Origin of the sequence: Streptomyces sp. PH10-H1, assembly GCF_030063355.1 — a bacterium.
GTDB lineage: Bacteria > Actinomycetota > Actinomycetes > Streptomycetales > Streptomycetaceae > Actinacidiphila.
Genome location: NZ_JASISZ010000033.1, coordinates 30,090 through 53,986, shown reverse-complemented (window position 1 = coordinate 53,986; position 23,897 = coordinate 30,090). Strand labels below are relative to the sequence as shown.

Here is a 23,897-nt window from a genome sequence, read left to right as displayed (position 1 = left end):
CCTGCGAATCTCAGGAGATGTGCATCTCAGCCGAGCAGACGGGGTGACAGCGCACCGCACGGCAGCAGGTCGACCTCCGCCCCCGCTTCCCGCAGATCGGTGAGCACCAGCTCGTCGTACATCATCAGCCCGGACTGCTCGGGCCACACGACCGCCCAGAGCCACAGCCCGAGCGCCTCGCCCGCGAAGACCACCCGGTCGCCGGGCGCGCCCGCCACATGCCACATCGGGGTCGGCCGGCCCGCGGCCAGCACCTTGGTGTGCGGGGACCGCTCCATGCTCATCGCCGACCCGGGGTCGGGCCCGGCGATGCCCGCGTAGCGCGCACCCAGCCCCACGCCCAGCTCCTCGGCGATGAGCAGCAGCTCACCGGGGCCGCCGAGCGGGCCGGGCCCGGAGCAGGCGATGGCGGTCGCACGCCCGCCGCTGCGGTCGTCGCCCGCGTAAGCCGCCCCGGAGAACAGCCACCCGACCGGCAGCGGCCAGGGCATCCACACCGGCACCTGCGCACGGTGCACGACGACGCCGAGTGCCTCGACGCTCGGTGGGACGACCGGCTGGAGCGGATACACGGTCCCGTGCACGCCGCACTGCCAGGAATCGGCGAAGAGGCCGGGCGCTCGCACCCGGCCACCACACTTCGGGCAACTGGGTTCGCCCCTCATAGGGCCCAACGGTCCTCCCGAGGCGTGCCCGCGTCAAGGACGATCACCCGTCCGGCGCCGCGTAGATCAGTCTTCCGCCCGGCCGGCGAGCGCGGCCGGGATCCGGGATACGGCACAGGGACACGGCGGAGGAGGGCGGGGAAGCGGCGGCGCTCAGTCGGCGAGCGGTACCGACGCCCGCAGCGGGTCGCGCAGATCCGTGCCGTACTTCAGCCAGCGCTCCTGCAGCGCGGCACCGCCCTGGACACGTTTCCAGGCCGCCTCGTTCTGCGTCATCGGGAGCACGGGGAAGAACCTGACGGGATCCAGAGGGTCTTCGAGTTCGAGATCCTCGACCAGACCGCCCGGTTCCGCGACCAGCACGGCGGAGAACGGCGCACCGCTCCACAGCGGACCGCCGACGTCCAGGGAGGCGCCTGGAGCCACCACGACGCCCTCGACCTGCGGCGAGGCCGCGAGCACGGCGAGCGGCCGCAGCACCTGGTCGACGGGGGCGAGCCCGGCACGGACCGACAGCACCAGTTCGGCGCGCGGACCGCGCAGCGGGTCGGCGACCGGGGCCAGCGGATCGCTCATCGGCTGCCGCGACATCCCGAGGGTCGCGTAGCGCACGACGTCGCCGTCGACGAAGCGCAGCACCTCGATGCGGTCGGTACCGAGAAAGGTCACCGCCGCCCTGCTGTGCCGCTCACCGAACGCCGAGTGCAGTCGTGCCTCGACCAGCTGAAGAAGATCGCCCATACCGCGGAGCATAGGTGCGCTCCCCCCGCCGCAGGTAGGGGAACCGTATTGAACAGGCAAAGCTGGGCGGCAGCGCTCTGGGCGCTTGCTAAGCTAGGGCGTTGGCCGCCGTGAAGTCTGGCGTCGCCATGGGTATACGTCATCCCCCAGCGGGGATCGGCCGGAGGAGGTGGGGCTGACATGGATCCTAGTCGACCTGGCAGTACCGGCAGCTCTTCCTCACGCCACCCCGCCATCTGAGTCCTCGCGTTCCATACCCGGCCCTCCCGCCGGGAAACGCGGAAGTTTCGTCTTCCCACTGGATCAGCTGGATCAGCGTCTGCCGCGGGCACCGCGCCGGAAGAGCGCCCTGAACTGCCGTGTGATCACCCTGCCTTGATCAGCATTTCAGTGCGGCTTTCGTGCCGTCGGCCAGTCCGTGAAGGAGCTTGCCATGTCGATGATCCGTGACCTGCGCGCAGTCGTCCGCCCCTCCCTGCGCAAGAGCGCCGCGTCATACGACTACGGTGCGACCCGCACCCCCGGCGCCACGAGCGCGGTCGTGGACTGCGCCGTCTACCGCGACGGTGTGCGCTGCGGCGATCACATCGGCCCGGCCGAGGCGCTGGAGAAGGTGCGTACCGGCAGCCGCAGCGAGGGCTTCGTCTGGATCGGGCTGCACGAGCCCACCGAGCAGGAGTTCTCCGGCATCGCCGAGGTGTTCGGGCTGCACCCGCTGGCAGTCGAGGACGCCGTGCACGCCCACCAGCGCCCGAAGCTGGAGCGGTACGACGACATCCTCTTCACCGTCTTCAAGACCATCCGCTACGTCGAGCACGCCGAACTCACCGCGACCAGCGAGGTCGTGGAGAGCGGCGAGGTCATGGTCTTCACCGGCCGGCACTTCGTCATCACCGTCCGGCACGGCGGCCACGGCTCGCTGCGCGCGCTGCGGCACCGGCTGGAGGAGGACCCCGAGCTGCTCGCCAGGGGCCCCTCGGCCGTCCTCCACGCCATCGCCGACCAGGTGGTCGACGACTACCTCGCGGTCACCGAGGCGGTGCAGGACGATATCGACGGCGTGGAGATCGACGTCTTCTCCGCCGCGCAGGGCAAGTCGGCACGCGGCGGCGACGCGGAGCGGATCTACCAGCTCAAGCGCGAGGTACTGGAGTTCAAGCGGGCCGTCTCGCCGCTGCTGCGGCCGATGCAGCTGCTCAGCGAGCGGCCGATGCGGCTGGTCGACCCGGAGATCCAGAAGTACTTCCGCGATGTCGCCGACCACGTGGCGCGCGTCCACGAGCAGGTGGTCGGCTTCGACGACCTGCTCAACTCGATCCTCCAGGCGAACCTGGCGCAGGCGACCGTCGCGCAGAACGAGGACATGCGCAAGATCACGGCCTGGGCAGCCATTCTCGCCGTGCCGACGATGATCACGGGCGTGTACGGGATGAACTTCGATCAGATGCCGGAGTTGCACTGGCGCTACGGGTATCCCATGGTGCTTTGCGCGACAGTCGCTATCTGTTTCAGCATCCACCGGGGGTTCCGGCGCAACGGCTGGCTGTAGGCCTCACCGATGGCCTCAGGCGCCGGCCGGGCTGGATTCTGCCGTCAAGCGCCGGGCGGGCTAAGGCATGGCCTCAAACGCCGGCCGGGCTGATTTGGGCGGGCTGATTTTCTTGTGTCCTCGGATGACCAGGGCCAGGCCGGCGAGGATCACTCCGAGGGCCGGGTAGGCCATCGCCGGCGGTGTCTGGCCGAGCCAGAGGGCCGCGATGAGGGCCGCGCCCGGCGTCTCCAGCAGGATCGCGGTCGAGGTGGTGGACGGGCCGAGACCGTGCACCACGCGATTCAGCAGCGAGTGGCCGAGCAGCTGCGCGACGACGGTGAGCGCGATGAGCTTCAGCCAGGTCTCGCCGCTGTATCCGCCCAGTGAGGCGCCGGAGACCAAGCACGCGATGAGCAGCGCGATCGCGGTCGTCGAGTAACAGACGTAGGTGTACGCGGTGGTGCTGGCGGTCCTGCGGACCTCCGCGCCCAGCAGGACGTACGCGGCCGCCGCCATACCCGCGCCCAGCGCGAGCGCGTCGCCCGCCAGCGCCCGGGTGTTGATCGACATGTCGATGCCGGTCAGGATGACCACGCCGACCACCGCCAGCAGCGTGCCCGCCCACACCAGCCGGGGCGGGCGGTGGCCACGCACGCGCAGGATGAGCGTGGTCCAGATCGGGGTGGTCGTGCACAGCGCGGTCGACGTCGCGACCGACGTCATCGACAGGCTCGGCAGCCACAGGCCGAAGTGCAGCGCGAGGGTCGCACCCGCCGTCACCGACAGCAGGATGGAGCGGCGCCCCATCCGGCGCAGCTCGCCGAGGTTGCGGCCGAGCACGAACGGGGTGAGCACCCCGATCGCCATGGCGTTCCGCCAGAAGGCGATGGCCAGCGCCGGGGCGGCGGTCGCCGCGATCAGCGGGGCGGAGAACGAGACGCCCGCGATGGCCACGGCCAGCAGCGTGAAGTCCAGCGGCCGGTGCGCGACCGCTGCCGCGGGCGGCACGGCGGCGGTCGTGGCGACGGTGCGCGGCTCGGCGGACACGGGACTCCTCGGTCGGGGCGGCCTGACTGGACGGGGGCACGAGCGGCTCGCGATGGGATGGGACCGATCCCAGCGTAAGGCCCGTGACCGGACCAAGCCCCTGTCGTCCATCGCTTGGACGGCGTCCGCCGGGCCGTGGCGAATGCCGTAACGAATAAGGTGACCCCCATGACGGAAACCGCCGAACAGACCGCCCTCGTCGAGGAGGCCACCAAGAAGTCCGGCCTGGTCTGGGTCCAGGCCCCGACCGGCCGCCCGCCGCAGGCGGTCTGGCATGCCTGGGTCGACGGCGCGATGTACGTCCTCGGTGGCGGCCCCGGGGAACAGCCGCTCGGCGGGCTGGCCGACGGCGGCACCGCGGTCGTGACCGTGCGCAGCAAGGACAAGGGCGGCCGGCTCGTCGCCTGGCCCGCCGCCGTCACCGCGCTCGCGCCCGACAGCGAGGAATGGACCGCCGCCGTCGAGGAGCTCAAGGGCAAGCGGCTGAACGCGCCGGACGCCGAGACCATGACCGTCCGCTGGGCACGTGAGTGCCAGGTGCTGCGCCTCGCGCCGTCCGGGCCGCTCGCCGAGCAGCCCGGCGACATGCCGGACGACTCCGGCGCGGCAAGCCCCGTACCCACCCCCGCCACGACCCGGCAGCCGATGCCGGAGGCGCTGCCGCGCCTTCTGGCGCGCCGCAGGAAGCGCGCCTGACGGTCCGGCGGGTGACCGTGGGGCGTCGCCGGTGGTGGGGGCCTCAGCCGCCGGAGGTGCCCGTCATGGACTTGCCGTAGTCGACGACATGCGCGGCGTCCGGCGCCGCGAGCGGGAAGTCCTTGCCCCAGTCGGCAAGCGTGAGCGTGCCGGAGCCCCCGGCACGTTCGTACTGCAGGGGGTAGGGGCTGCCTTCGAGCGAGACATCGAGGGTGCCGCCACCGCCGCCGTCCGCCGCGAGGGCGATGGTGCGGGTGCCGTTGACCTTGCGGTGGTCGCCGGTGGAGAGGTCGCCGCTGAGGACGAAGAGCCCGTCGAGCAGGACCTTCTTGTCGGTGAAGCCGCTGAACTGCTGGTACGCGGGGTCACCGGCGGGCACCTTGACGTACTTGTCCTTGAGCTTGGCCGCGGCGGCCTGGCCGTCCTTGTCCGAGCCGGCGTCGCCGTAGAAGTCGGCGCCCGCCTTCAGGTACAGGTCCTTGCCGACACGCAGCAGCTGGAACGTACTGCTCTGGGTGGAGACATCGCCGACGCCGCCATCGCCGCGCAGCCGCATGTCGAGCTTGTACGTCTTCCCCTTGCTGACCACGGTGCCGGACAGCCGGACGGTCTCCGCCGACGCGGCGGCCTCACGGGCCCGCTGCTCGATCGTCTTCGGCGGCAGCTTGGCGACCCCGTTCGTCCCGGCGTCCGGGTCGCCGCCGGCACACCCGGCGAGCGTCAGTCCGGCGCACAGCGCCCCGACGAGAACAGCAGATCGGCGGCCCGGAAACACGTGTTCTCTTCCTCCAGCGGCAGGGGAACGGTGGTGGGGAGACCCGAAGCTACCGCAGCGTACAGCTCTCTGCCGAGACCCGGTCCTTACCCGGCCGCGCCCCGACCGTGCCCCACCCGCGCCCCGTACCCGCCCCGCCCGTACGCTGCCAGGAGCTTGGCGCCTCGCACGGAGCGAAACCACGGAGCAGCACCGCGGAGCAGCACCGCGCGGCGGCCAAGATTCCCGCGGGTTAGCCTGACAGCGACGACCCGTGACCCGAAACGACGCCAGGAGGCACCGCATGGCCGCTGGTGCCCCGCGCGTGTTCATCTCTCACATCTCGGGTGTCGCGGTCTTCGACCCGGGCGGCGACCAGGTCGGCCGGGTCCGGGATCTCGTCGTCATGCTGCGCGTCGGCGGCCGGCCGCCGAGGGTGCTGGGACTGGTCGTCGAGGTGGTCAGCCGGCGGCGGATCTTCCTTCCGATGACCCGGGTGACCGGAGTCGAGTCCGGCCAGGTGATCACCACCGGAGTCGTCAACATGCGCCGTTTCGAGCAGCGGCCGACCGAGACCCTCGTCCTCGGCGAGCTGCTCGACCGCCGGGTCAGGATCGTCGGGACCGGCGAGGAGGTGACGGTGCTGGACATCTCGATGGTGCAGTTGCCGGCCCGCCGCGACTGGGAGATCGACAAGGTCTTCGTGCGCCGGGGCAAGGGCGGGGCGCTGCGCAGGCGCGGCGAGACCCTCACCCTGGACTGGTCGGCCGTGACCGGCTTCTCACTGGAGGAGCACGGGCAGGGCGCCGCGAACCTGCTCGCCACCTTCGAGCGGCTGCGGCCCGCCGACCTCGCCAACGTCCTCCACCACCTGTCCCCCAAGCGCCGTGGCGAGGTCGCCGCCGCCCTGGACGACGACCGGCTCGCCGACGTCCTGGAGGAGCTGCCCGACGACGACCAGGTGGAGATCCTCGGCAAGCTCAAGGAGGAGCGCGCCGCCGACGTCCTGGAGGCAATGGACCCGGACGACGCGGCCGACCTCCTGTCCGAGCTGCCCGAGGTCGACCAGGAGCGCCTGCTGACGCTGATGCAGCCGCAGGACGCTGCCGATGTGCGTCGCCTGCTGTCCTACGAGGAGCGCACGGCCGGCGGTCTGATGACGACCGAGCCCATCGTGCTGCGGCCCGACGCGACGATCGCGGACGCGCTGGCCCGGGTCCGCAACCCGGACCTGTCCCCCGCGCTCGCCGCCCAGGTCTATGTGTGCCGGCCGCCCGACGAGACGCCGACCGGCAAGTACCTGGGCCTGGTGCACTTCCAGCGGCTGCTGCGCGACCCGCCCTTCACCCTGGTCGGCTCCATCGTCGACACCGACCTGCTGCCGCTGCCGCCCGGCACCCCGCTGTCCGCGGTCACCAGCTACCTCGCCACGTACAACCTGATCTCGGCGCCCGTCGTGGACGAGAGCGGGTCGCTGCTCGGCGCGGTGACGGTCGACGACGTACTCGACCATCTGCTGCCGGAGGACTGGCGCGAGACCGATCTGCACGGCGCGGCGGGCGCCCACCACGTCAGCGAGACCAGGCCTGACGATGGCAGCTGAGGTGGAGCGCGACCGCGAGCGCGGAAAGATGCCGGGCGGCGCCACCGCCGTGCCGCGGCTGCGGGTGCGGCTGGACCAGCCGCGTCCGGTGCGCCGCCGGCTGCTGCCGGCCTACGACCCGGAGGAGTTCGGCAAGTTCTCCGAGCGGATCGCGCGCTTCCTCGGCACCGGGCGCTTCATCGTCTGGATGACGGTCCTCATCGTCCTGTGGGTGCTGTGGAACATCTTCGCCCCGGACTCGATGCGCTGGGACCAGTACCCGTTCATCTTCCTGACGCTGATGCTCTCGCTGCAGGCGTCGTACGCGGCCCCGCTGATCCTGCTCGCGCAGAACCGCCAGGACGACCGCGACCGGGTCACCCACGAGCAGGACCGCAAGCAGAACGAGCGCAGCATCGCCGACACCGAGTACCTGACGCGGGAGGTGGCGTCGCTGCGGATGAATCTCGGCGAGGTCGCCACCCGCGACTGGATCCGCTCCGAGCTCCAGGATCTGCTGAAGGAGCTCGAGGAGCGGCGTGACGAAGGCGACGGCAGAACACGCCGGTAAGCGCCGTACCATCGACCGTATGGCTACCGATATTCACGGATCCGCTCCGAACGAGGACGCCGTGCGCGCCGCGCTCGCGACGGTGAACGACCCGGAGATCCACAAGCCGATCACTGATCTCGGCATGGTCAAATCCGTGGACATCGCGGACGACGGCACGGTGAAGGTCGCCGTCTATCTGACGGTGTCGGGCTGTCCCATGCGCGAGACGATCACCACGAACGTCACCACGGCCGTCGAAGCCGTCCCGGGCGTCACGGGCGTCACCGTCGAACTCGACGTGATGAGCGACGAGCAGCGCAAGAACCTCGCGACCAACCTGCGCGGCGGCACCGCCGAGCGCGAGGTGCCCTTCGCGCAGCCCGGCTCGCTGACCCGGGTCTACGCGGTCGCCTCCGGCAAGGGCGGCGTCGGCAAGTCCTCGGTGACGGTGAACCTGGCGGCGGCGATGGCCGCCGACGGCCTCAAGGTCGGTGTCGTGGACGCGGACATCTACGGCCACTCGGTGCCGCGGATGCTCGGCGTGGAAGGCCGCCCGACCCAGGTCGAGAACATGATCATGCCGCCGTCGTCGCACGGTGTGAAGGTCATCTCCATCGGCATGTTCACCCCGGGCAACGCGCCCGTGGTGTGGCGCGGCCCGATGCTGCACCGCGCGCTGCAGCAGTTCCTCGCCGACGTGTACTGGGGCGACCTGGACGTCCTGCTGCTCGACCTCCCGCCGGGCACCGGCGACATCGCGATCTCCGTCGCGCAGCTCGTCCCGAACGCCGAGATCCTCGTCGTGACGACGCCTCAGCAGGCCGCTGCCGAGGTCGCGGAGCGCGCCGGGTCCATCGCGGTGCAGACCCACCAGAAGATCGTCGGCGTCGTGGAGAACATGGCCGGGATGCCGTGCCCGCACTGCGACGAGATCGTCGACGTGTTCGGCAGCGGCGGCGGCGAGCGTGTCGCCGAGGGCCTGACCAGGACCACGGGTGCCACGGTGCCGGTGCTGGGCCAGATCCCCATCGACGTCCGGCTGCGCGAGAGCGGCGACGATGGCCGTCCCGTCGTCCTGAGCCACCCCGACTCCCCCGCCGGGCTCGCGCTGCGGTCGATCGCGGGCAAGCTGGGCGGCCGGGCCCGCGGCCTTGCGGGTATGTCGCTGGGGATCACCCCGCGCAACAAGTTCTGACGCTCATGACCGTGCCCCCGTCCGCCGCGCGGCCGGGGGCACGGTCATGCGGCCGTCAGCCGTCGTACGTCGTGATGTCCTTCACCACGGCCAGGCCCAGCCCGTACGCGCTCATGCCGCGCCCGTACGCGCCCAGGTGGGCACCGCGGGCGGAGCCCGCCAGGACCCAGCCGTACTCGGACTCCCGGTAGTGGAACATGGTGGGCTCACCGTCCACAGGGAGCGTGAGGGTCGACCAGGCGGGGCCGGAGAGGTCGTCGGCGAGATCCCACGCGGTCGCCGTCTGCTGGTCCAGCCAGTCCTGGCGCAGTGCCCGTTCCATATGGGTGGGCCAGGTGCACGACAGCAGGCCCGAGCCCGCCAGCCAGGCCGCCGAGGACACCGAGGTGGCCTCCAGAAGTCCGGTGCCGTCCGAACTGCGCCTGCCGGGACGGCGGGCGATCGTGACCACCACGACGAAACGCTGTGCGTGGGGGTCCGTGGTCTCCGCCTTGATCGACGGTTCGTCGCCATGCCCTATCGAGCCGTGCTCCACGGTTGCGTCCGCGCTGGTGCCGACCGCGGTCAGCCAGCGGCGTCCGGTGAACGCCTCGTCCAGCCCGTACCACGGGAAGTCGGCCATCAAGTAGCCGTCGACCGTTCGATCCGCTCTGCCGGTCTTCGTCTCCATCGGGGTGGCGCCTCCTCCATGCCCTTTTGGGCGACTCGCCATCTTGCCGGACCGGAGCCGGGCCTGGAGGCCAAAACGGCGCACGGTGATGGCGGACACACGGAGAATAGCCACCCCAAGGGGTGGATGGGGACAATACGGTTGACTCAGGTCGCGTCGGAATCGAACGGCGGCGGTTCGTCCTTGTCCAGGGTCTCGCGCTTGCGGAGCCGGTCCGGGGTGCCGGGGGCGGAGCCCGCGGGGCCCGCGGGGCCCGCGGCGGCGGTGTCCGTGCCGTTCACGGCGTCCGTGACCTCGGCCATCTCCTTGCGGAAGTCGAACCCGTTGCGCAGGTCCTGCAGACCGAGCTCTTCGTTCTCCATCAGGTTCTTGCGGATGAACGTCTTGGGGTTCAGGTCTTCGAACTCGAAGTCCTTGAATTCCGGCCCCAGCTCCTTGCGGATGTCCTCCTTGGCGCTGTCCGAGAACGCGCGCACCTTTCGGATGAACGACATCGTGTCCTGGATGACCTTCGGCAGTTTGTCCGGGCCGAAGACGAGCACCGCAAGGATGACGATCGCGACCAGCTCCAGCGGGCCTATGTCGAAGAACACCTTGCAGCTCCTTGATACGTCCTCAGCCGGGTGGGCAGGGTCCGGGTGGACTTACCGTACCTGGCCACGCGGGCAGCGCGGGAGTGGCTCGGGCCAACAGTACGTCGTGCCCCGGTAAACGGTCAGTTCCCGGTGGCCGAACCCAGGGTCAGCTCCACGGTTCGCTCCGATCCGCCGCGCACCACGGTCAGCGTCAAGCGGTCCCCCGGCCGGTGGCTGCGGATCTTCACGATGAGCTCCTCGCCGCGGTGCACCCGCTCGCCGTCCACGGCCGTGATGACATCTCCGGTCCTGATGCCGGCCTGGTCGCCGGGACCGCCGGGGGTCACCGCGGCGGCCGCGTCACCCGCCTTGCCGCCGACCCGCGCGCCGTCCCCGTCGTAGTTCATGTCGACGGTCACCCCGATCACCGGATGGGTGGCCCGGCCGGTGTTGATCAGCTCTTCGGCGACGCGCTTCGCCTGGTTGGCGGGGATCGCGAAGCCGAGGCCGATGCTGCCGCCCTGGCCGCCGGCCGGGCCCGCGCTGTCGTCCGCGGCCCGGATCGCGCTGTTGATGCCGATCACCCGGCCCTGCGCGTCGACGAGCGGACCCCCGGAGTTGCCCGGGTTGATGGGAGCGTCGGTCTGCAGCGCGTCCACGTAGCTGACTTCGGTGCCGTCGGTCTTGCCACCCGCCGTGATGGGCCTGCGGGTGGCGCTGATGATGCCCGCGGTGACGGTGCCCTCGAGGCCGTACGGGGCGCCGATGGCGACCACCGGGTCGCCGACGCGCACCGAGTCGGAGTTGCCGAGGGCGAGCGGATGCAGTCCCGACACCCCGCCGACCTCGATGACGGCGAGGTCGTAACCGCTGTCCACGCCGACCACCTTCGCCTTGCTCACCTGGCCGCCGTTGAAGGTGACCTCGATGTCGCCGCCCTTTCCGGCGGCGCCGACGACATGATTGTTGGTGAGGATGTGGCCCTTGGTGTCCAGGACGAACCCGGTGCCGGTGTCCTCACCGGCGGTGCCGCGCACATGGATGTAGACGACGCCCGGCAGCGTGCTGGCCGCGATCCCCGCGATGCTGTCGCGCGCCCGGTCGCCGCTGCCCACGGACGCCTGGGGCAGCGTCACCCGATCGGAACCGCTGTCGCTGTGCCGTGCCGCGTACACGCCGACCGCGCCGCCGATCCCGCCCGCGAACAGCGCCAGCAGGGCCGCCCCCACGGCCAGCGGGGCCGCCTTCCCGCCACGGGGGCGGACGGGCGTGCCGCCAGGCCAGCGGGAGGGCCCGGGCCGGCCGCCGGGCGACTGCGAGAGGCGGTGAGGGTCCGGGAACGCCGCTTCCGGGGCGGGTCCCGCGGCGCCCGCGCCGGGCACCGGCCCCTCCGGGCGACTCCACCACTGCGGCCGGCCCGCCTCATCGCTCATCCCATGAGCCTGCGGGCGGGACACGGAAGTCCGCAAGTGCCACACGGCCGGATGGGCTCAGCGGCGCGCGAGAGGGCCGGGAGTGGCCGTCGGGGTTGCCGAGGCGGTCGGTACGGGTGTCGCGATCGGCAGCGTCGCGGGCGCCATCAGCGGCCGGGTCACCGAGACGGGCGTGACGCCGGCCATCGCGGGGTGCCGCAGGTAGCGGTCCTCGGCCGAGTTGACCAGATCGTCCCGCAGCGGCTGGGGGTCGGACACCGAGTTGGCGCTGAGCGGGGCCGTCGCGGGGCCCTGCTCCTCGGGGCGGGCGCCGCTGTCCAGCGCCGTATCCATCGGCAGCGCGCCGCCGAGGGCGATGGCCGCCATGGAGAACGCGCCGGCCGCCGCGAAGGCGAACCGCCGGCCGCGCGAGGCCGAGCCGGGGGCGGCCACCGAACGTTCGGCCTCATGGATCCGGAAGCCCCGGGACCGCACATCCGTCGGAGTGGCGAAATCGGGGCCGGGCGACAGGAAGGAGAAGTCCTCCGCCGTGCCGCGGCCGAAGGCATCACCGCCGCCGAGCAGGCCGCCGTCGAATGGGCCTCTTCCGTCGTCCTCGCCACCACCCGGCAGTCCCTGCAGCCGGGCCAGCAGGCCCGCGGGCAGGGCAGGCGGAGCCGTGGCCGCCACGACGCTCTTCAGCCGGCGCTGCTCATCGGCGGCCGTCTTGCACTGCGGACACGTCACCAGGTGCGCGAGCACCCGGTCCCGGGTGTCATCGGGCAACTCACCGTCGACGAAGGCGGCGAGACGATCCCCGAGATGTTGCTCGGCAGGCCCGGCATGCTGCTGGCCTGTACCGCTACTGGTCACGCTCTCCCGCCCTCCAGGCCCGGTTTCGGTACGGCGGCGGCCAGCGCGCGACCCGGTCGGGCAGCGGGGGCACGGTGCTCGAGCGACTTGCGCAGGTGGGAACGGCCGCGGTGAATCCGGCTCCGAACAGTGCCCAGCTTCACGCCGAGGGTCGCGGCGATCTCCTCGTACGACAGTCCCTCGATGTCACAGAGCACGACCGCGGCCCGGAACTCCGGCGCGAGGGTGTCCAGCGCCTGCTGGACGTCCGCGTCGAAGTGGGTGTCGTTGAAGTGCTGTGCGGGGGACGGCTCGCGGCTCGGGAGCCGCTCCGCCGCGTCGTCGCCGAGCGCGTCGAACCTGATTCGCTGACGGCGGCGCACCATGTCCAGGAAGAGATTGGTGGTGATGCGGTGCAGCCAGCCCTCGAAGGTGCCGGGCGTGTACGTGGACAGGGAACGGAAGACACGGACGAAGACCTCTTGGGTGAGATCCTCGGCATCGTGCTGGTTGCCCGTCAGGCGGTACGCCAGGCGGTAGACGCGGGTGCTGTGCGTGCTGACGATCTCCTCCCAGGAAGGAGGCGTCCACGCCTGGCTCTCCCCGTCGGTGGCGAAGGTCGCGTTGGCGGGTACGTCATTGCGTGAACGGTCAGCAGTGTTGGTCACGGATTTCGGCTGTCCGGAGGACCTGAGAATATGCCGAAGCACCCCTCGGTCACCGGCCGCAGCCGCACCTCCCCTGTCGGCTCTGGTGGTGTCCAGTAGAGCCACTACCATATCCACCTCGCCCGTTAGCTCCGGATAAGTGCGCTGTATCGCCGGAGACCTGGTCCGTGACACCAGGCGGATCCACTCCCGCCCGCCGCACGTTCTCGGTCCCGACCTTACTAACGCGTAGTCCCCTCACCGGGTTCCCGGCCCGGGGGCACCTCCCAGCGGTAGCTGGGGGCGGATACAGTCGCCGGGCGGGCCGCAACACCGACGCGGACAGGGAGAGGGCCATTACCGGCAACCGGCAGGCGAGCTGGGCGTTCGCCGACGCGTTCGTCTCCGAGGACGACGCGCTGATACGAGCCCGGCGCCGAGCCCACGAGGCCGGTCTGCGTCCGGTGTCCCCCGGTACCGGCGCGACGCTGCGGCTGCTCGCCGCCGCCTCCGGCGCCAAGGCCGTCGTCGAGATCGGCACCGGCACCGGTGTGTCCGGAATCCATCTGCTGCTCGGAATGCGGCCGGACGGGGTACTGACCACCGTCGACTCGGAACCCGACCGCCAGCAGCTGGCCCGCGAGGCGTACCGGGACGCCGGCTTCGCCGCGAACCGCGCGCGTTTCATTCCCGGCCGTGCGCTGGAGGTCCTGCCGCGGCTCGCGGACGGCGGATACGACCTCGTCTTCTGCGACGGCGACCGGATGGAGTACCTGGAGTACCTCGGCGAATCGTTGCGCCTACTGCGTCCCGGCGGGCTGGTCTGCTTCGAGGGCACCTTCGCCCAGGGCCGCACGCTGGACGCGGCTCACCAGGACACCGAGGCGATACGGCTGCGCGAGCTGATGCGCGCGGTCCGTGACAGCCCGGTGTTCACGCCGGTCCTGCTGCCCACCGACGACGGGCTGCTGTGCGCCGTCCACCGGGGTCCCTGACCGCTCCAGGAGATCTCCCTGAGCAACGCGCGGATACGGCAGCGGCCCCGATGCCGGACCTGGAACGGTCAGGAATCGGGGCCGTGACGATTAATTGGGAACGCGCTCGTGTCAGGCGATGGCCTTCTTCAGCGCGTCGCCGAGGGCATCCGCCTCGTCAGGAGTCAGCTCGACAACAAGCCGTCCGCCGCCCTCGAGCGGAACGCGCATGATGATGCTCCGCCCCTCCTTGGTGACCTCGAGCGGGCCATCACCCGTCCGCGGCTTCATGGCCGCCATGCTCGTTCCCCTTCCTGAAACCAGCTCGGACTCGAACACATTGGTTCTCGACCATTATCCCGCATGTGCCGACCCAATGACCAACATCGGTTCCCATCCGTTCGACAGACCCCTCCCACAAAACAGGCCAATTCGGTGATGAGACTGCGATACTCCGCCGTCGCACTCCCCTTCCGCCCCGCAATCGCCCCGTTGAATGTTTGACGTACATCACATGTTCGCCCGTGGCGATCTCCGGCATGCTGGCCAGGACCGGAGCCGCGACGAAGGGGATCTGCCATGTCCGACAGCGTGCTGTACGAGGTGAGCGACGGGCTCGCGACCATCACTTTGAACCGTCCCGACGCGATGAACGCCCTCAACACCGAGACCAAGGTGGCGCTCCGCGAGGCCGTCCGGGGCGCGGCGGCGGATTCCCAGGTCAGAGCGGTTCTGCTCACCGGTACCGGGCGCGCCTTCTGCGTCGGCCAGGACCTCAAGGAGCACGTCGGCCTGCTGATGGAGGACCGCAAGTCCGGCACGGGCGCCACGATGTCGACGGTGCGGGAGCACTACAACCCCATCGTCACCGCCCTCGCGACGATGCCGAAGCCGGTGGTCGCGGGGATCAACGGGGTGGCGGCGGGCGCCGGGGCGGGGCTGGCCTTCGCCTCGGACTACCGGGTGGTCGCCGACACCGCCAGCTTTAACACGTCCTTCGCGGGGGTGGCACTGACCGCGGACTCGGGCGCGTCGTGGACCCTTCCCCGCCTGATCGGCCACGGCCGCGCCGCCGATCTTCTGCTCTTCCCCCGCAAGGTGACCGCTCAGGAGGCGCTGGAGCTCGGCATCGCCAACAAGGTCGTCCCGGCCGCCGAACTGGCCGCGGAGGCCCTGGCGGTGGCACGGAGCCTCGCACAGGGGCCAACCGTCGCGTACGCGGCGATCAAGGCGTCACTGGCGTACGGGACGGACCACTCGCTCCTGGAGACGCTGGAGAAGGAGGACGAGCTCCAGACGGTGGCGGGCGCCTCCGAGGACCACCGGATCGCGGTGGAGGCGTTCCTCCGGAAGGAGCAGCCGCGCTACCTGGGCCGGTAGCGCGAGTCGGGGCCGGAACCGGGCCGGTCCGCGCCGGAGACGGGTCCCGTCAGGTGCGACGGGCGTGGCAGCCGGCCAGATGATCGTCGACCAGGCCGCACGCCTGCATCATCGCGTAGGCCGTGGTGGGCCCGACGAAGCGGAAGCCGTGCTGCTTGAGGTCCTTGGCCAGCGCCACGGAGCCGGGCGTGGTCGCCGGTACGTCGTCGAGCGTGCGCGGCGCGGGCCGGTCCCCGGGCTCCGGCGCGTGCGACCAGATGAGCTCGTCGAGCTCGCCGGCGCCCAGCGCCGCGGCCACCCGGGCGTTGGCGAGCACCGCGTCGATCTTCGCGCGGTTGCGGATGATGCCGGGATCGGCGAGCAGCCGGTCCCGGTCCCCGTCGGTGAAGTCGGCGACCGCCTTGATCCGGAAGTTCGCGAAAGCGGTGCGGAAGCCCTCTCTGCGCCGCAGGATCGTGATCCAGGAGAGCCCGGACTGGAACGCCTCCAGGCTCAGCCGCTCGAACAGCGCGTCGTCGCCGTGCACCGGACGGCCCCACTCGGTGTCGTGGTAGGTCACGTACTCCGGCGCCGACAGCCCCCAGGGGCAGCGGGCCAGGCCGTCCTCGCCGGTGACCGTCCCGCGCTCACTCATGCGGGCGGTCCTCGGGTTCCTTGCGCAGCGAGGGGGTGCTCCCGGACGGCGGGGCGTCCAGCAGCGAAGGGGTGGCGACGGCGGTCGCCCGGACGCCGGCCAGCGCCGTCTCCAGGTCCGCGATGCGCGCGTCCCGTTCGGCCAGTTCCGCCGCGAGGCGGTCCAGGACCTCGTCCGCGTCGAGCATCCGGTAGCCGCGTACGGCCACCGGCAGCCGCAGCGCGTCGATGTCGGCGCGCACCAGCGGGCGGTCGGGCAGCCGGTCGTCGATCCGGTCCGGGTCCGCGTCGCGGAGGGTCCCGCCGTCGCCGAGTACGGCCAGTGCCACTGCGGCGACCACCGCGACCAGCGCGATGAGCATGAACCAGAACAAGACCGTCTCCCGGGGCCGCGCGATGTGTTTGGACGATGGTGCCACGTCCCGCCGCCGCTGGGCCCTCCTGTGGGCGGCCGGCGGCCGCCTGCGGCTATCGTCGCTGGCGGGCGACCTACAGGGAGGCACACGCAAATGCTGCGGTTGGGCACGCGGGAGTTCGGCGACGACGAGCCGGTCATCATGGCGATCGTGAACCGGACACCCGACTCGTTCTACGACCAGGGCGCCACGTTCACCGATGAACCGGCCCTGCTGCACGTGGAACGGGCGGTGTCCGAGGGCGCCGCGATCATCGACATCGGAGGCGTCAAGGCCGGTCCCGGTGCGGATGTCTCGGCCGAGGAGGAGATCCGCCGGACGGTGGCCTTCGTCGCCGAGGTGCGCAGGCGGCACCCGGAGGTCGTCATCAGCGTCGACACCTGGCGGCACGAGGTGGGCGAGGCGGTCTGCGAGGTGGGCGCGGATCTGCTCAACGACGCCTGGGGCGGCGTCGACCCGAAGCTCGCCGAGGTCGCGGCCCGCTACGACGTCGGCCTGGTCTGCACCCACGCGGGCGGCGCGGAACCGCGCACCCGCCCGCACCGGGTGGGCTACGAGGACGTCATGGCCGACATCCTGCGGGTCACGATGGGCCTCGCGGAGCGGGCCGTCGCGCTCGGGGTGCGGCGCGACGCCGTCCTCATCGACCCCGGGCACGACTTCGGCAAGAACACCCGGCACTCGCTGGAGGCGACACGGCGGCTCCCGGAGATGACGGCGACCGGCTGGCCGGTGCTGGTCTCCCTGTCCAACAAGGACTTCGTGGGCGAGACGCTCGACCGCCCGGTCAAGGAACGGCTGATCGGGACGCTGGCGACCACCGCGGTCTCGGCCTGGCTCGGGGCCCGGGTGTACCGCGTCCACGAGGTCGCCGAGACCCGTCAGGTCCTCGACATGGTGGCCTCCATCGCGGGCCACCGGCCGCCCGCGGTCGCGCGCCGCGGGCTGGCGTAGCCGCCGGGGCGGGCTCCCGGCCCTCGGTCAGCCCCCGTTCAGCCCCCCGTTCAGCCCCTCGGTCTCCTTCGTCACCAGGGCCACGGCCTCGTCCACGTCGTCGGTCAGATGGAACAGCTCCAGGTCGGCCGCCGACGCCTTGCCGCCGGAGATCAAGGTGCCGCGCACCCAGTCGACGAGGCCGCTCCAGTACTCGGTGCCGAACAGGACGATCGGGAAGCGGGTGACCTTCTTGGTCTGGACGAGGGTGATGGCCTCGAACAGCTCGTCCAGGGTGCCGAATCCGCCGGGGAGCACGACGAAGCCGCGTGCGTACTTCACGAACATCGTCTTCCGGACGAAGAAGTAGCGGAAGTTCACGCCGATGTCGACATAGGGGTTGAGGCCCTGCTCGAAGGGCAGCTCGATGCCGAGTCCGACGGACACGCCGCCCGCCTCGCCCGCGCCCCGGTTGGCGGCTTCCATGGCGCCGGGGCCGCCGCCGGTGATCACCGCGAAGCCGGCCTCGGCGAGGGCCCGGCCGATTCGGATGCCGGCCTGGTACTCCTCGGAGTCGACCGGAGTGCGGGCGGAGCCGAACACGCTGACGGCGGGGCCGAGTTCGGCGAGGGCGCCGAATCCTTCGACGAATTCGGACTGGATGCGCATGACCCGCCAGGGATCGCCGTGCACCCAGTCCGAGGGGCCGCGGCTGTCCAGCAGCCGCTGGTCGGTGGTCCCGGCCTGCACCTGGTCGCGCCGCCGGACCACCGGCCCGGTGTGACGTTCGGGCCAGCCATGCTCCTGCGGAGAGCTCTCGGCCGCCTCGTTGGCCGCCGCTGCCGCCTCCTGCGCGTTGCTCGTGTCCCTGCGTGCGCTACTCATGCGTGCAGCGTACGACGCATCACTGCGCGTCCGGCCTGGCCAGCGGGACAACGCGCGGTGCCTCCAGATGACTGCTCACCCAGGTGAGCGCGTCGGGGAACATACGTCCCCAGGTCTTCCAGTTGTGGCCGCCGGTGTCCAGCAGCATGGGGGTGACGGTCGTCGGCGCCTGGACCGCGTGTCCGAGCCACTCGGCGAACCGAGGCGGGCTCTCCGGGTCCTGGACGCTCGATCCCACGAGCAGGTCGACGTTCGGCCGGGTGTTGTGGGCCAGCCACAGCGGCGAGCGGGGACCCTCCGCGGGATTGTCGGGGGCCAGCGCGGCGCCCGCCACATAACGGGACGGGTAGTCCAGGGCGAGCCGGGCGGCGCAGTAACCGCCGGTCGATATGCCCATCACCGCCCAGCCGCTCGGGGCGGGCAGCGTACGGAAGTTGTGGGCGATCACGTTCGGCACGTCCTGGGCGAGCCAGGTGCCGCTCTTGCCCCGCCCCGGCGCGTCGGCGCAGCCGGCCTTGGCCCCGTCAGGCGTGATCGTCGGCAGGACGAGGATGGCCGGCTCGGCCTTGCCGGCCGTTATCTGCCGCTCCATGATCTGGCCCAGCCGCATGGCGCGCAGGAAGCTGCGCGGGCTGCCGGGCAGGCCGTGCAGCACCTCGATCACCGGGAAGCGGGTGTTCGCGTACTCCTTCTTGTCGTACTGCGGCGGCGTCCACACCATGACGTCCCCCGACACGCCGGACTGCGCGCCATGGACGATCGCCTTGCGGAAGCCCTGCGCGTACGGGTCGAACTTCACCGTCAGCTGCGCCGGTCCCGGGGGCGGCGGCTTGTGCTTCGCCGCCGCGTTCATGCTGCCCCCGCCGCTGCCGCCGCCGAGCAGATCGTCCCAGGAGGCGTAGAAGCCGTACTGGTTGTTGACCCCGGCCATCACCACGAAGACCGCCGTCAGCTGGCACAGCACGATCATGCCGACGCGGACGGGCACCCGGAGCAGCCTGGAGTCCGGTACGCGCCCCCACAGCAGCACGGCCCCCGCCACGGCCGCGACGGCCGCGACGATGAGCACGACGAAGAACAGCGGACTGGTCAGTCCCATGCAACGGCCCTTCCCCCCACACGATCGGTCGCACCCGATCACACCATGGCAGGAACATCACGCGGCCAGAGGCCCGCGCGGTTCCCCCCGGCTCCCCACCGGGTCCCTCCGTCCAGTCTCCCCTTCGCGGCCGGCCGTCAGGCGGTGAGCCAGGCCCGGAGGCGCTCCTCGGCCTCCAGGACGGCGGCGACCGCCACGTTCTCCTCACGGGTGTGGGACAGCTTGGGGTTGCCGGGCCCGTAGTTGACCGCGGGGATGCCGAGCGCGGAGAACCGGGCCACGTCGGTCCAGGACTCCTTGCCGAACGGCTCGGTTCCGATGGCCGCGACGAAGGCGGCGGCGGCCGGCTGGGAGAGGCCGGGCAGGGCGCCGGGCGCGCTGTCGGTGGGCACCACCTCGAAGCCGTCGAAGACCTCGGTGACGTGCGCGAGCGCCTCCGCCTCGGTCTGGTTCGGTGCGAAACGGTAGTTGACGGTCACGGCGCACGTGTCGGGAATCACATTGCCCGCGTGCCCGCCCTCGATCAGCACCGCGTTGAGGCCCTCGGGGTAGATGAGACCGTCGATGACGACCCGGCGGGGTTCGTACGCGGCGAGGCGGGCGAGGATCGGCGCCGCCTTGTGGATGGCGTTGTCGCCGAGCCAGCTGCGCGCGGAGTGGGCCCGCCGGCCGGTGGTCTGCACCCTCACCCGCAGGGTGCCCTGGCAGCCGCCGTGCACCTGGGCGTCGGTGGGCTCCAGGAGTACCGCGAAGTCGCCCGCCAGCCAGTCCGGGTGGTTCTCGACGAGCCGCTTCAGCCCGTTGAACTCGGCGGCGATCTCCTCGGCGTCGTAGAACACGAAGGTGAGGTCGCGGTTGGGCTCGGGCACGGTCGCGGCGAGGCGCAGCTGTACGGCGATGCCCGACTTCATGTCGGTGGTGCCGCAGCCCCACAGCAGACCGTCGGCGTCGAGCCGGGACGGCACGTTGTCGGCGATCGGCACCGTGTCCAGGTGTCCGGCGAGCACCACCCGCTCCGCGCGGCCCAGGTTCGTCCGGGCCACGACCGCGTCCCCGTCCCGGTCCACGGTCAGATGGGGAAACGCGCGCAGCGCCTCCTCCACGATGTCGGCCAGCGCCTTTTCGGCGAGGCTGACGGAGGGGATGTCAACGAGCTGTGCGGTGACGCCGGCGGCGTCCTGGCTGAGATCAAGTGGGCTGGCGGTCATGTCATGACCCTACCGGCGGTACCGGCGGCGGCCGGGATTGCGAGCGCCTCCGACGCAGGCGTTCGAGAGCAGCGGCCGGTGTGTGGGTACGGTGGGCGTCATGCCCAACCCTTCGCCGACGTCCCAGCAGCGTCCCCGCCGGCGCGGCCGCCGACTCCGGTTCGCCGTCGCGGGCCTCACCCTGCTCGGTCTCGCCGGGTACGGCGTCTACTACGTCACCGGTGGCGGGGCGCAGCAGGCCGGGTGCACGGTGGCGGCGGGGGGCGGCAGTGACGGGACTGTACTGCGGCTCGAACCGCAGCAGGCGGCGAACGCGTCGACGATCGCGGCGGTCGCGACGTCCCGGAGCCTGCCGGAGCGGGCGCTGACGATCGCGCTCGCCACCTCGATGCAGGAGTCGACGCTCCGCAATCTCGACCACGGCGACCGTGACTCGCTCGGCCTGTTCCAGCAGCGCCCCTCGCAGGGCTGGGGAACGCCGGCGCAGATCATGGACCCGGTGCACTCCACGAACGAGTTCTTCGACGGGCTGCTGAAGATCGACGGCTATGCGACGCTGCCGCTGACCGAGGCCGCCCAGCGGGTGCAGCGGAGCGGCTTTCCCGAGGCGTACGCGAAGCACGAGGCGGACGCGACCCTGCTGGCCGCGGCGCTCACCGGCCGGCAGCCGGGCGCGCTCACCTGCACCCGGGGTGACGGCGGCCCGGTCACGACGGGCGATCCCGCGCAGGTCCGCAAACAGCTGGCCCGTGAGTTCGGCCCGCAGGTCGTGCCACGGCCGGCCGAGGGCGCGGCGGGCGGCGGGACGGCGCGCGCCCGGACCGTGCAGGTGCCCTCCACCCTCACCGGGGGCGCGGCGGACCGGAACGGCAAACGCCGCGGCTGGGAACTGGCGCAGTGGGCGGTGGCCCACTCGGACGACCTGAAGGTCGAGAAGGTCTCATTCCAGGACAAGCAGTGGCGGGCGGCCGATTCCGGCAAGGGATGGCAGAAGTCCGACACGAGCGCGGCCGAGACCGCCGACGGGGACGTACGGATCACGGTCGCGCAATAGTGCGCCGCGTCACCCGAAAGCGCATAGCGAGTACGTCAAACCCCGGCCGTGGGAATTTCGCCCGACTGGACGTCAATTTCCTTGCGACATGGGCGATGTGACGTTTCATCACGCACTGCCGAGGCGCCCGGAATGGCCGCTTTTGCCGGATGACTATTATGCGACGCATTACTAACTCTTTACCTCGAACGGCCGCAACCTTCGGGCTCCTGGAGCGGTAGTCAGCACGTCCGCCAACCGGACGTGTCCCGTCCCTCCCTCCGCAAAAGGAGCACCATGTCCCTCCCCCTCACGCGTCGGATCGCCCGTGCCGCCCTGCTCGTCGGCGCGGCCGCTGCTCCCCTGCTGGGCGCCTCCGCCGCGTCCGCCGCCGTGCTGCCGCAGACGACGGACCTGGGTGGACTGACCAACCTTGACGGCGCCTCCCTCGGCAACACCCTCGACGGCGCCTCCCAGAAGGCCACAGGGCTGGCCGGCCAGGCGGGCGGCAAGTCCGTGCAGACCGCCGTCCCCGCCGCGGGCAAGGCGGTCGGGGCCGCGGGGAAGACCGCCGCCCCGGCCGCCCAGCAGACCGCGGGCCAGGCCACCGGCTCCACCGGCAACATCCTCGGCGAGACCGCCAAGAGCCTGCCCGGCGCCGACACCCTCCCGGTCAGCAGCCTGCCCGGCGGCGCGCCCGCGCTGCCGTCGACGGGCAACCTCCCGGTCAACGCCCTCCCGGCCAGCTCGCTGCCCCTCAAGGGCCTGCCGCTCGGCTAGCCACCGCGACGGATGCGAAGGGGCCCGGAGAGCGCTGCTCTCCGGGCCCCTTCGTCCACCAATGGCCGGGTCAGGCCAGCCGGCGCACCGCGGCGTCCACGCGCTCGTCGATCGCGGTGAACGCGATCCGCACGAACTGCGCGCCCACCGGACCGTAGAACTCGCCCGGCGCTACCAGGATGCCCTGTTTGGCCAGGTCACCGACCGTGTCCCAGCACGACTCCGCGCGCGTCGCCCACAGGTAGAGGCTGGCCTCGCTGTGCTCGATCCGGAAGCCCGCGGCCTCGAAGGCGGTGCGCAGCACGGCCCGCCGCCGGACGTAGCGCTCCTTCTGCACGACGGCGTGTTCCCGGTCGCCGAGCGCGGCGATCATCGCGGCCTGTACGGGCGCCGGGACGATCATGCCGGTGTGCTTGCGCACGCCCAGCAGCTCCTTGACGACGGCGGCGTCCCCCGCCAGGAACGCCCCCCGGTACCCGGCGAAGTTGGAGCGCTTGGAGAGCGAGTGGACGGCGATCAGGCCGTCATGGCTGCCGCCGCACACGTCGGGGTGGAGCACGGAGACCGGTTCCGCGTCCCAGCCCAGCTCGATGTAGCACTCGTCGGAGACGACGAGGATGCCGTGCCCGCGCGCCCAGTCCACGATGCGGCGCAGCTCGGCGGCGTCCAGCACCTGGCCGGTGGGGTTCGCGGGGGTGTTGAGCCACAGCAGCCTGACGCGCGACGGGTCGAGGTCGGTGACGGGGTCCGCGTACGTCACCGGTTCCGCGCGGGCGACGAGCGCCCCGATCTCGTACGTCGGGTAGGCCAGCTGCGGATAGGCGACCTGGTCGCCCTCGCGCAGCCCCAGCAGCGTCGGCAGCCAGCCGACCAGCTCCTTGGACCCGATCAGCGGCAGCACGTTCGCCGGCTGGGCGCCCGCGATGCCGAGCCGGTCGCGCAGATAGTCCGCGATGGCGTCGCGCAATGCGCCGGTGCCGTACGTCAGCGGGTAGCCGGGGCTGTCCGCCGCGGCGGACAGCGCCCGCCGGATCACGGCCGGGACCGGGTCCACGGGGGTGCCCACGGACAGGTCGACGATGCCGTCCGCGTGTGCCGCGGCCGCGGCCTTGTACGGCTCTAGCCGGTCCCACGGGAAGACGGGGAGACGGTCGGAGACTGGCGCCACGCTGGTGCTCACTTTCCTGGAGACGACGTCGGTCCCGCACGGAAACGCTCCCCGTACGGGACCGACGCGACGTGCGGTCTCGATCAGCCGGGCTGGTTCTGCGGTTCCAGCGCGGCGATGAAGGGGTGGTCCCGCTCGATCAGCCCGAGCTTCGAGGCGCCACCGGGCGACCCGAGCTCGTCGAAGAACTCCACATTCGCCTTGTAGTAGTCCTTCCACTCCTCCGGGGTGTCGTCCTCGTAGAAGATGGCCTCGACGGGACAGACCGGCTCACAGGCGCCGCAGTCGACGCATTCGTCCGGGTGGATGTACAAGGACCTGGAGCCCTCGTAGATGCAGTCGACCGGGCACTCTTCGATACACGCCTTGTCCTTGACGTCGACACAAGGCTGCGCGATGACGTAGGTCACGCTGTCGTTCCTCCTCGGTAGGGCTCATCTCGCGCGGGAGCGCGGCGTCGTCGATGCC

Annotated in this window: 27 protein-coding genes; 10 read left to right on the top strand and 17 right to left on the bottom strand. The window is 71.5% G+C overall.

The window, feature by feature from the left end; genetic code table 11:
• Positions 1 to 26 precede the first annotated feature (26 nt).
• The gene (locus QMK24_RS20610) at positions 27 to 665 is read right to left on the bottom strand and encodes a DUF6758 family protein (protein ID WP_283467909.1); all 639 of its coding nucleotides are present in this window, start codon (positions 663 to 665) and stop codon (positions 27 to 29) included.
• Positions 666 to 818: 153 nt separating this feature from the next.
• The gene (locus tag QMK24_RS20605) at positions 819 to 1,406 is read right to left on the bottom strand and encodes a suppressor of fused domain protein (RefSeq protein WP_283467907.1); all 588 of its coding nucleotides are present in this window, start codon (positions 1,404 to 1,406) and stop codon (positions 819 to 821) included.
• 433 nt (positions 1,407 to 1,839) lie between these two features.
• Here QMK24_RS20605 and QMK24_RS20600 point away from each other — a divergent pair, with 433 nt between their 5' ends.
• Entirely contained in the window at positions 1,840 to 2,955 is a 1,116-nt protein-coding gene (locus QMK24_RS20600; RefSeq protein WP_283467906.1) for a magnesium and cobalt transport protein CorA, read from the top strand.
• 60 nt (positions 2,956 to 3,015) lie between these two features.
• On the opposite strand, the gene QMK24_RS20595 is transcribed toward QMK24_RS20600, so the two are convergent.
• Complete coding sequence (locus QMK24_RS20595; protein ID WP_502962632.1) at positions 3,016 to 3,984, bottom strand: DMT family transporter; 969 nt, start codon at positions 3,982 to 3,984, stop codon at positions 3,016 to 3,018.
• Between the two features lie 168 nt (positions 3,985 to 4,152).
• On the opposite strand from QMK24_RS20595, the gene QMK24_RS20590 reads away from it, so the two are divergent.
• Positions 4,153 to 4,680 carry a hypothetical protein gene (locus tag QMK24_RS20590; RefSeq protein WP_283467905.1) on the top strand — a complete coding sequence of 176 codons (528 nt, stop codon included), beginning with the start codon at positions 4,153 to 4,155 and terminating at the stop codon, positions 4,678 to 4,680.
• Between the two features lie 43 nt (positions 4,681 to 4,723).
• On the opposite strand, the gene QMK24_RS20585 is transcribed toward QMK24_RS20590, so the two are convergent.
• On the bottom strand, positions 4,724 to 5,455 hold the full coding sequence (locus QMK24_RS20585; protein WP_283467902.1) for a hypothetical protein: 732 nt from the start codon (positions 5,453 to 5,455) through the stop codon (positions 4,724 to 4,726).
• A 283-nt stretch (positions 5,456 to 5,738) separates the two neighbouring features.
• Between QMK24_RS20585 and QMK24_RS20580 the strand changes: the two genes are divergently transcribed.
• From QMK24_RS20580 to QMK24_RS20570, 3 genes are read left to right on the top strand one after another with little or no spacing between them, the layout of a single operon-like run.
• Positions 5,739 to 7,037 (top strand): magnesium transporter MgtE N-terminal domain-containing protein, encoded by a 1,299-nt coding sequence (locus QMK24_RS20580; RefSeq protein WP_283467900.1) that lies wholly within the window; start codon positions 5,739 to 5,741, stop codon positions 7,035 to 7,037.
• Entirely contained in the window at positions 7,027 to 7,587 is a 561-nt protein-coding gene (locus QMK24_RS20575) for a DUF1003 domain-containing protein (protein ID WP_283467897.1), read from the top strand. Before QMK24_RS20580 ends, QMK24_RS20575 begins: the two co-directional genes overlap by 11 nt.
• 19 nt (positions 7,588 to 7,606) lie before the next feature.
• Positions 7,607 to 8,764, top strand: a complete 1,158-nt coding sequence (locus QMK24_RS20570; RefSeq protein ID WP_283467895.1) for an Mrp/NBP35 family ATP-binding protein — start codon at positions 7,607 to 7,609, stop codon at positions 8,762 to 8,764.
• A 55-nt stretch (positions 8,765 to 8,819) separates the two neighbouring features.
• On the opposite strand, the gene QMK24_RS20565 is transcribed toward QMK24_RS20570, so the two are convergent.
• From QMK24_RS20565 to sigE, 5 genes are all read right to left on the bottom strand, one after another.
• Positions 8,820 to 9,434 carry a hypothetical protein gene (locus QMK24_RS20565; protein WP_283467893.1) on the bottom strand — a complete coding sequence of 205 codons (615 nt, stop codon included), beginning with the start codon at positions 9,432 to 9,434 and terminating at the stop codon, positions 8,820 to 8,822.
• Between the two features lie 146 nt (positions 9,435 to 9,580).
• Entirely contained in the window at positions 9,581 to 10,027 is a 447-nt protein-coding gene (locus QMK24_RS20560) for a sec-independent translocase (protein ID WP_283467891.1), read from the bottom strand.
• A 122-nt stretch (positions 10,028 to 10,149) separates the two neighbouring features.
• Positions 10,150 to 11,442: a S1C family serine protease gene (locus tag QMK24_RS20555; protein ID WP_502962631.1), complete on the bottom strand. Its 1,293-nt coding sequence runs from the start codon at positions 11,440 to 11,442 to the stop codon at positions 10,150 to 10,152.
• 57 nt (positions 11,443 to 11,499) lie between these two features.
• Complete coding sequence (locus QMK24_RS20550; protein WP_283467890.1) at positions 11,500 to 12,294, bottom strand: zf-HC2 domain-containing protein; 795 nt, start codon at positions 12,292 to 12,294, stop codon at positions 11,500 to 11,502.
• Entirely contained in the window at positions 12,291 to 13,052 is a 762-nt protein-coding gene (gene sigE / locus QMK24_RS20545; protein WP_283467887.1) for an RNA polymerase sigma factor SigE, read from the bottom strand. Before sigE ends, QMK24_RS20550 begins: the two co-directional genes overlap by 4 nt.
• 224 nt (positions 13,053 to 13,276) lie before the next feature.
• Between sigE and QMK24_RS20540 the strand changes: the two genes are divergently transcribed.
• The gene (locus QMK24_RS20540) at positions 13,277 to 13,915 is read left to right on the top strand and encodes an O-methyltransferase (protein ID WP_283467966.1); all 639 of its coding nucleotides are present in this window, start codon (positions 13,277 to 13,279) and stop codon (positions 13,913 to 13,915) included.
• Between the two features lie 111 nt (positions 13,916 to 14,026).
• Here QMK24_RS20540 and QMK24_RS20535 read toward each other — a convergent pair whose 3' ends face one another.
• Positions 14,027 to 14,194: a DUF3117 domain-containing protein gene (locus QMK24_RS20535; protein ID WP_069464762.1), complete on the bottom strand. Its 168-nt coding sequence runs from the start codon at positions 14,192 to 14,194 to the stop codon at positions 14,027 to 14,029.
• A 279-nt stretch (positions 14,195 to 14,473) separates the two neighbouring features.
• Here QMK24_RS20535 and chcB point away from each other — a divergent pair, with 279 nt between their 5' ends.
• The gene (gene chcB, locus QMK24_RS20530) at positions 14,474 to 15,274 is read left to right on the top strand and encodes a 2-cyclohexenylcarbonyl CoA isomerase (RefSeq protein WP_283467883.1); all 801 of its coding nucleotides are present in this window, start codon (positions 14,474 to 14,476) and stop codon (positions 15,272 to 15,274) included.
• Between the two features lie 49 nt (positions 15,275 to 15,323).
• On the opposite strand, the gene QMK24_RS20525 is transcribed toward chcB, so the two are convergent.
• Together QMK24_RS20525 and QMK24_RS20520 are read right to left on the bottom strand one after the other, a co-directional pair.
• Positions 15,324 to 15,908, bottom strand: coding sequence for a DNA-3-methyladenine glycosylase I (locus tag QMK24_RS20525; protein ID WP_283467881.1), 585 nt, complete (start codon positions 15,906 to 15,908; stop codon positions 15,324 to 15,326).
• Entirely contained in the window at positions 15,901 to 16,281 is a 381-nt protein-coding gene (locus QMK24_RS20520) for a cell division protein DivIVA (protein WP_283467880.1), read from the bottom strand. Before QMK24_RS20520 ends, QMK24_RS20525 begins: the two co-directional genes overlap by 8 nt.
• A 135-nt stretch (positions 16,282 to 16,416) precedes the next feature.
• Here QMK24_RS20520 and folP point away from each other — a divergent pair, with 135 nt between their 5' ends.
• The gene (gene folP / locus QMK24_RS20515; RefSeq protein WP_283467879.1) at positions 16,417 to 17,277 is read left to right on the top strand and encodes a dihydropteroate synthase; all 861 of its coding nucleotides are present in this window, start codon (positions 16,417 to 16,419) and stop codon (positions 17,275 to 17,277) included.
• A gap of 27 nt (positions 17,278 to 17,304) precedes the next feature.
• Here the strand turns inward: folP and QMK24_RS20510 are convergent, their stop codons facing one another.
• From QMK24_RS20510 to dapE, 3 genes are all read right to left on the bottom strand, one after another.
• Positions 17,305 to 18,141: an LOG family protein gene (locus tag QMK24_RS20510; protein WP_283467877.1), complete on the bottom strand. Its 837-nt coding sequence runs from the start codon at positions 18,139 to 18,141 to the stop codon at positions 17,305 to 17,307.
• Positions 18,142 to 18,160: 19 nt separating this feature from the next.
• Positions 18,161 to 19,240, bottom strand: coding sequence for an alpha/beta hydrolase (locus tag QMK24_RS20505; RefSeq protein ID WP_283467876.1), 1,080 nt, complete (start codon positions 19,238 to 19,240; stop codon positions 18,161 to 18,163).
• A gap of 137 nt (positions 19,241 to 19,377) precedes the next feature.
• Positions 19,378 to 20,448, bottom strand: a complete 1,071-nt coding sequence (dapE, locus tag QMK24_RS20500; RefSeq protein ID WP_283467872.1) for a succinyl-diaminopimelate desuccinylase — start codon at positions 20,446 to 20,448, stop codon at positions 19,378 to 19,380.
• 100 nt (positions 20,449 to 20,548) lie between these two features.
• Here dapE and QMK24_RS20495 point away from each other — a divergent pair, with 100 nt between their 5' ends.
• Positions 20,549 to 21,502, top strand: a complete 954-nt coding sequence (locus tag QMK24_RS20495) for a VldE C-terminal domain-containing protein (protein WP_283467871.1) — start codon at positions 20,549 to 20,551, stop codon at positions 21,500 to 21,502.
• A 276-nt stretch (positions 21,503 to 21,778) separates the two neighbouring features.
• Entirely contained in the window at positions 21,779 to 22,261 is a 483-nt protein-coding gene (locus tag QMK24_RS20490) for an ATP-binding protein (RefSeq protein WP_283467868.1), read from the top strand.
• 70 nt (positions 22,262 to 22,331) lie between these two features.
• On the opposite strand, the gene dapC is transcribed toward QMK24_RS20490, so the two are convergent.
• Together dapC and fdxA are read right to left on the bottom strand one after the other, a co-directional pair.
• Positions 22,332 to 23,429, bottom strand: a complete 1,098-nt coding sequence (gene dapC, locus QMK24_RS20485) for a succinyldiaminopimelate transaminase (RefSeq protein WP_283467867.1) — start codon at positions 23,427 to 23,429, stop codon at positions 22,332 to 22,334.
• Between the two features lie 83 nt (positions 23,430 to 23,512).
• A complete protein-coding gene (gene fdxA / locus QMK24_RS20480; RefSeq protein ID WP_138351014.1) occupies positions 23,513 to 23,839 on the bottom strand; it encodes a ferredoxin in 327 nt (108 codons plus the stop codon).
• Positions 23,840 to 23,897: the final 58 nt, after the last annotated feature.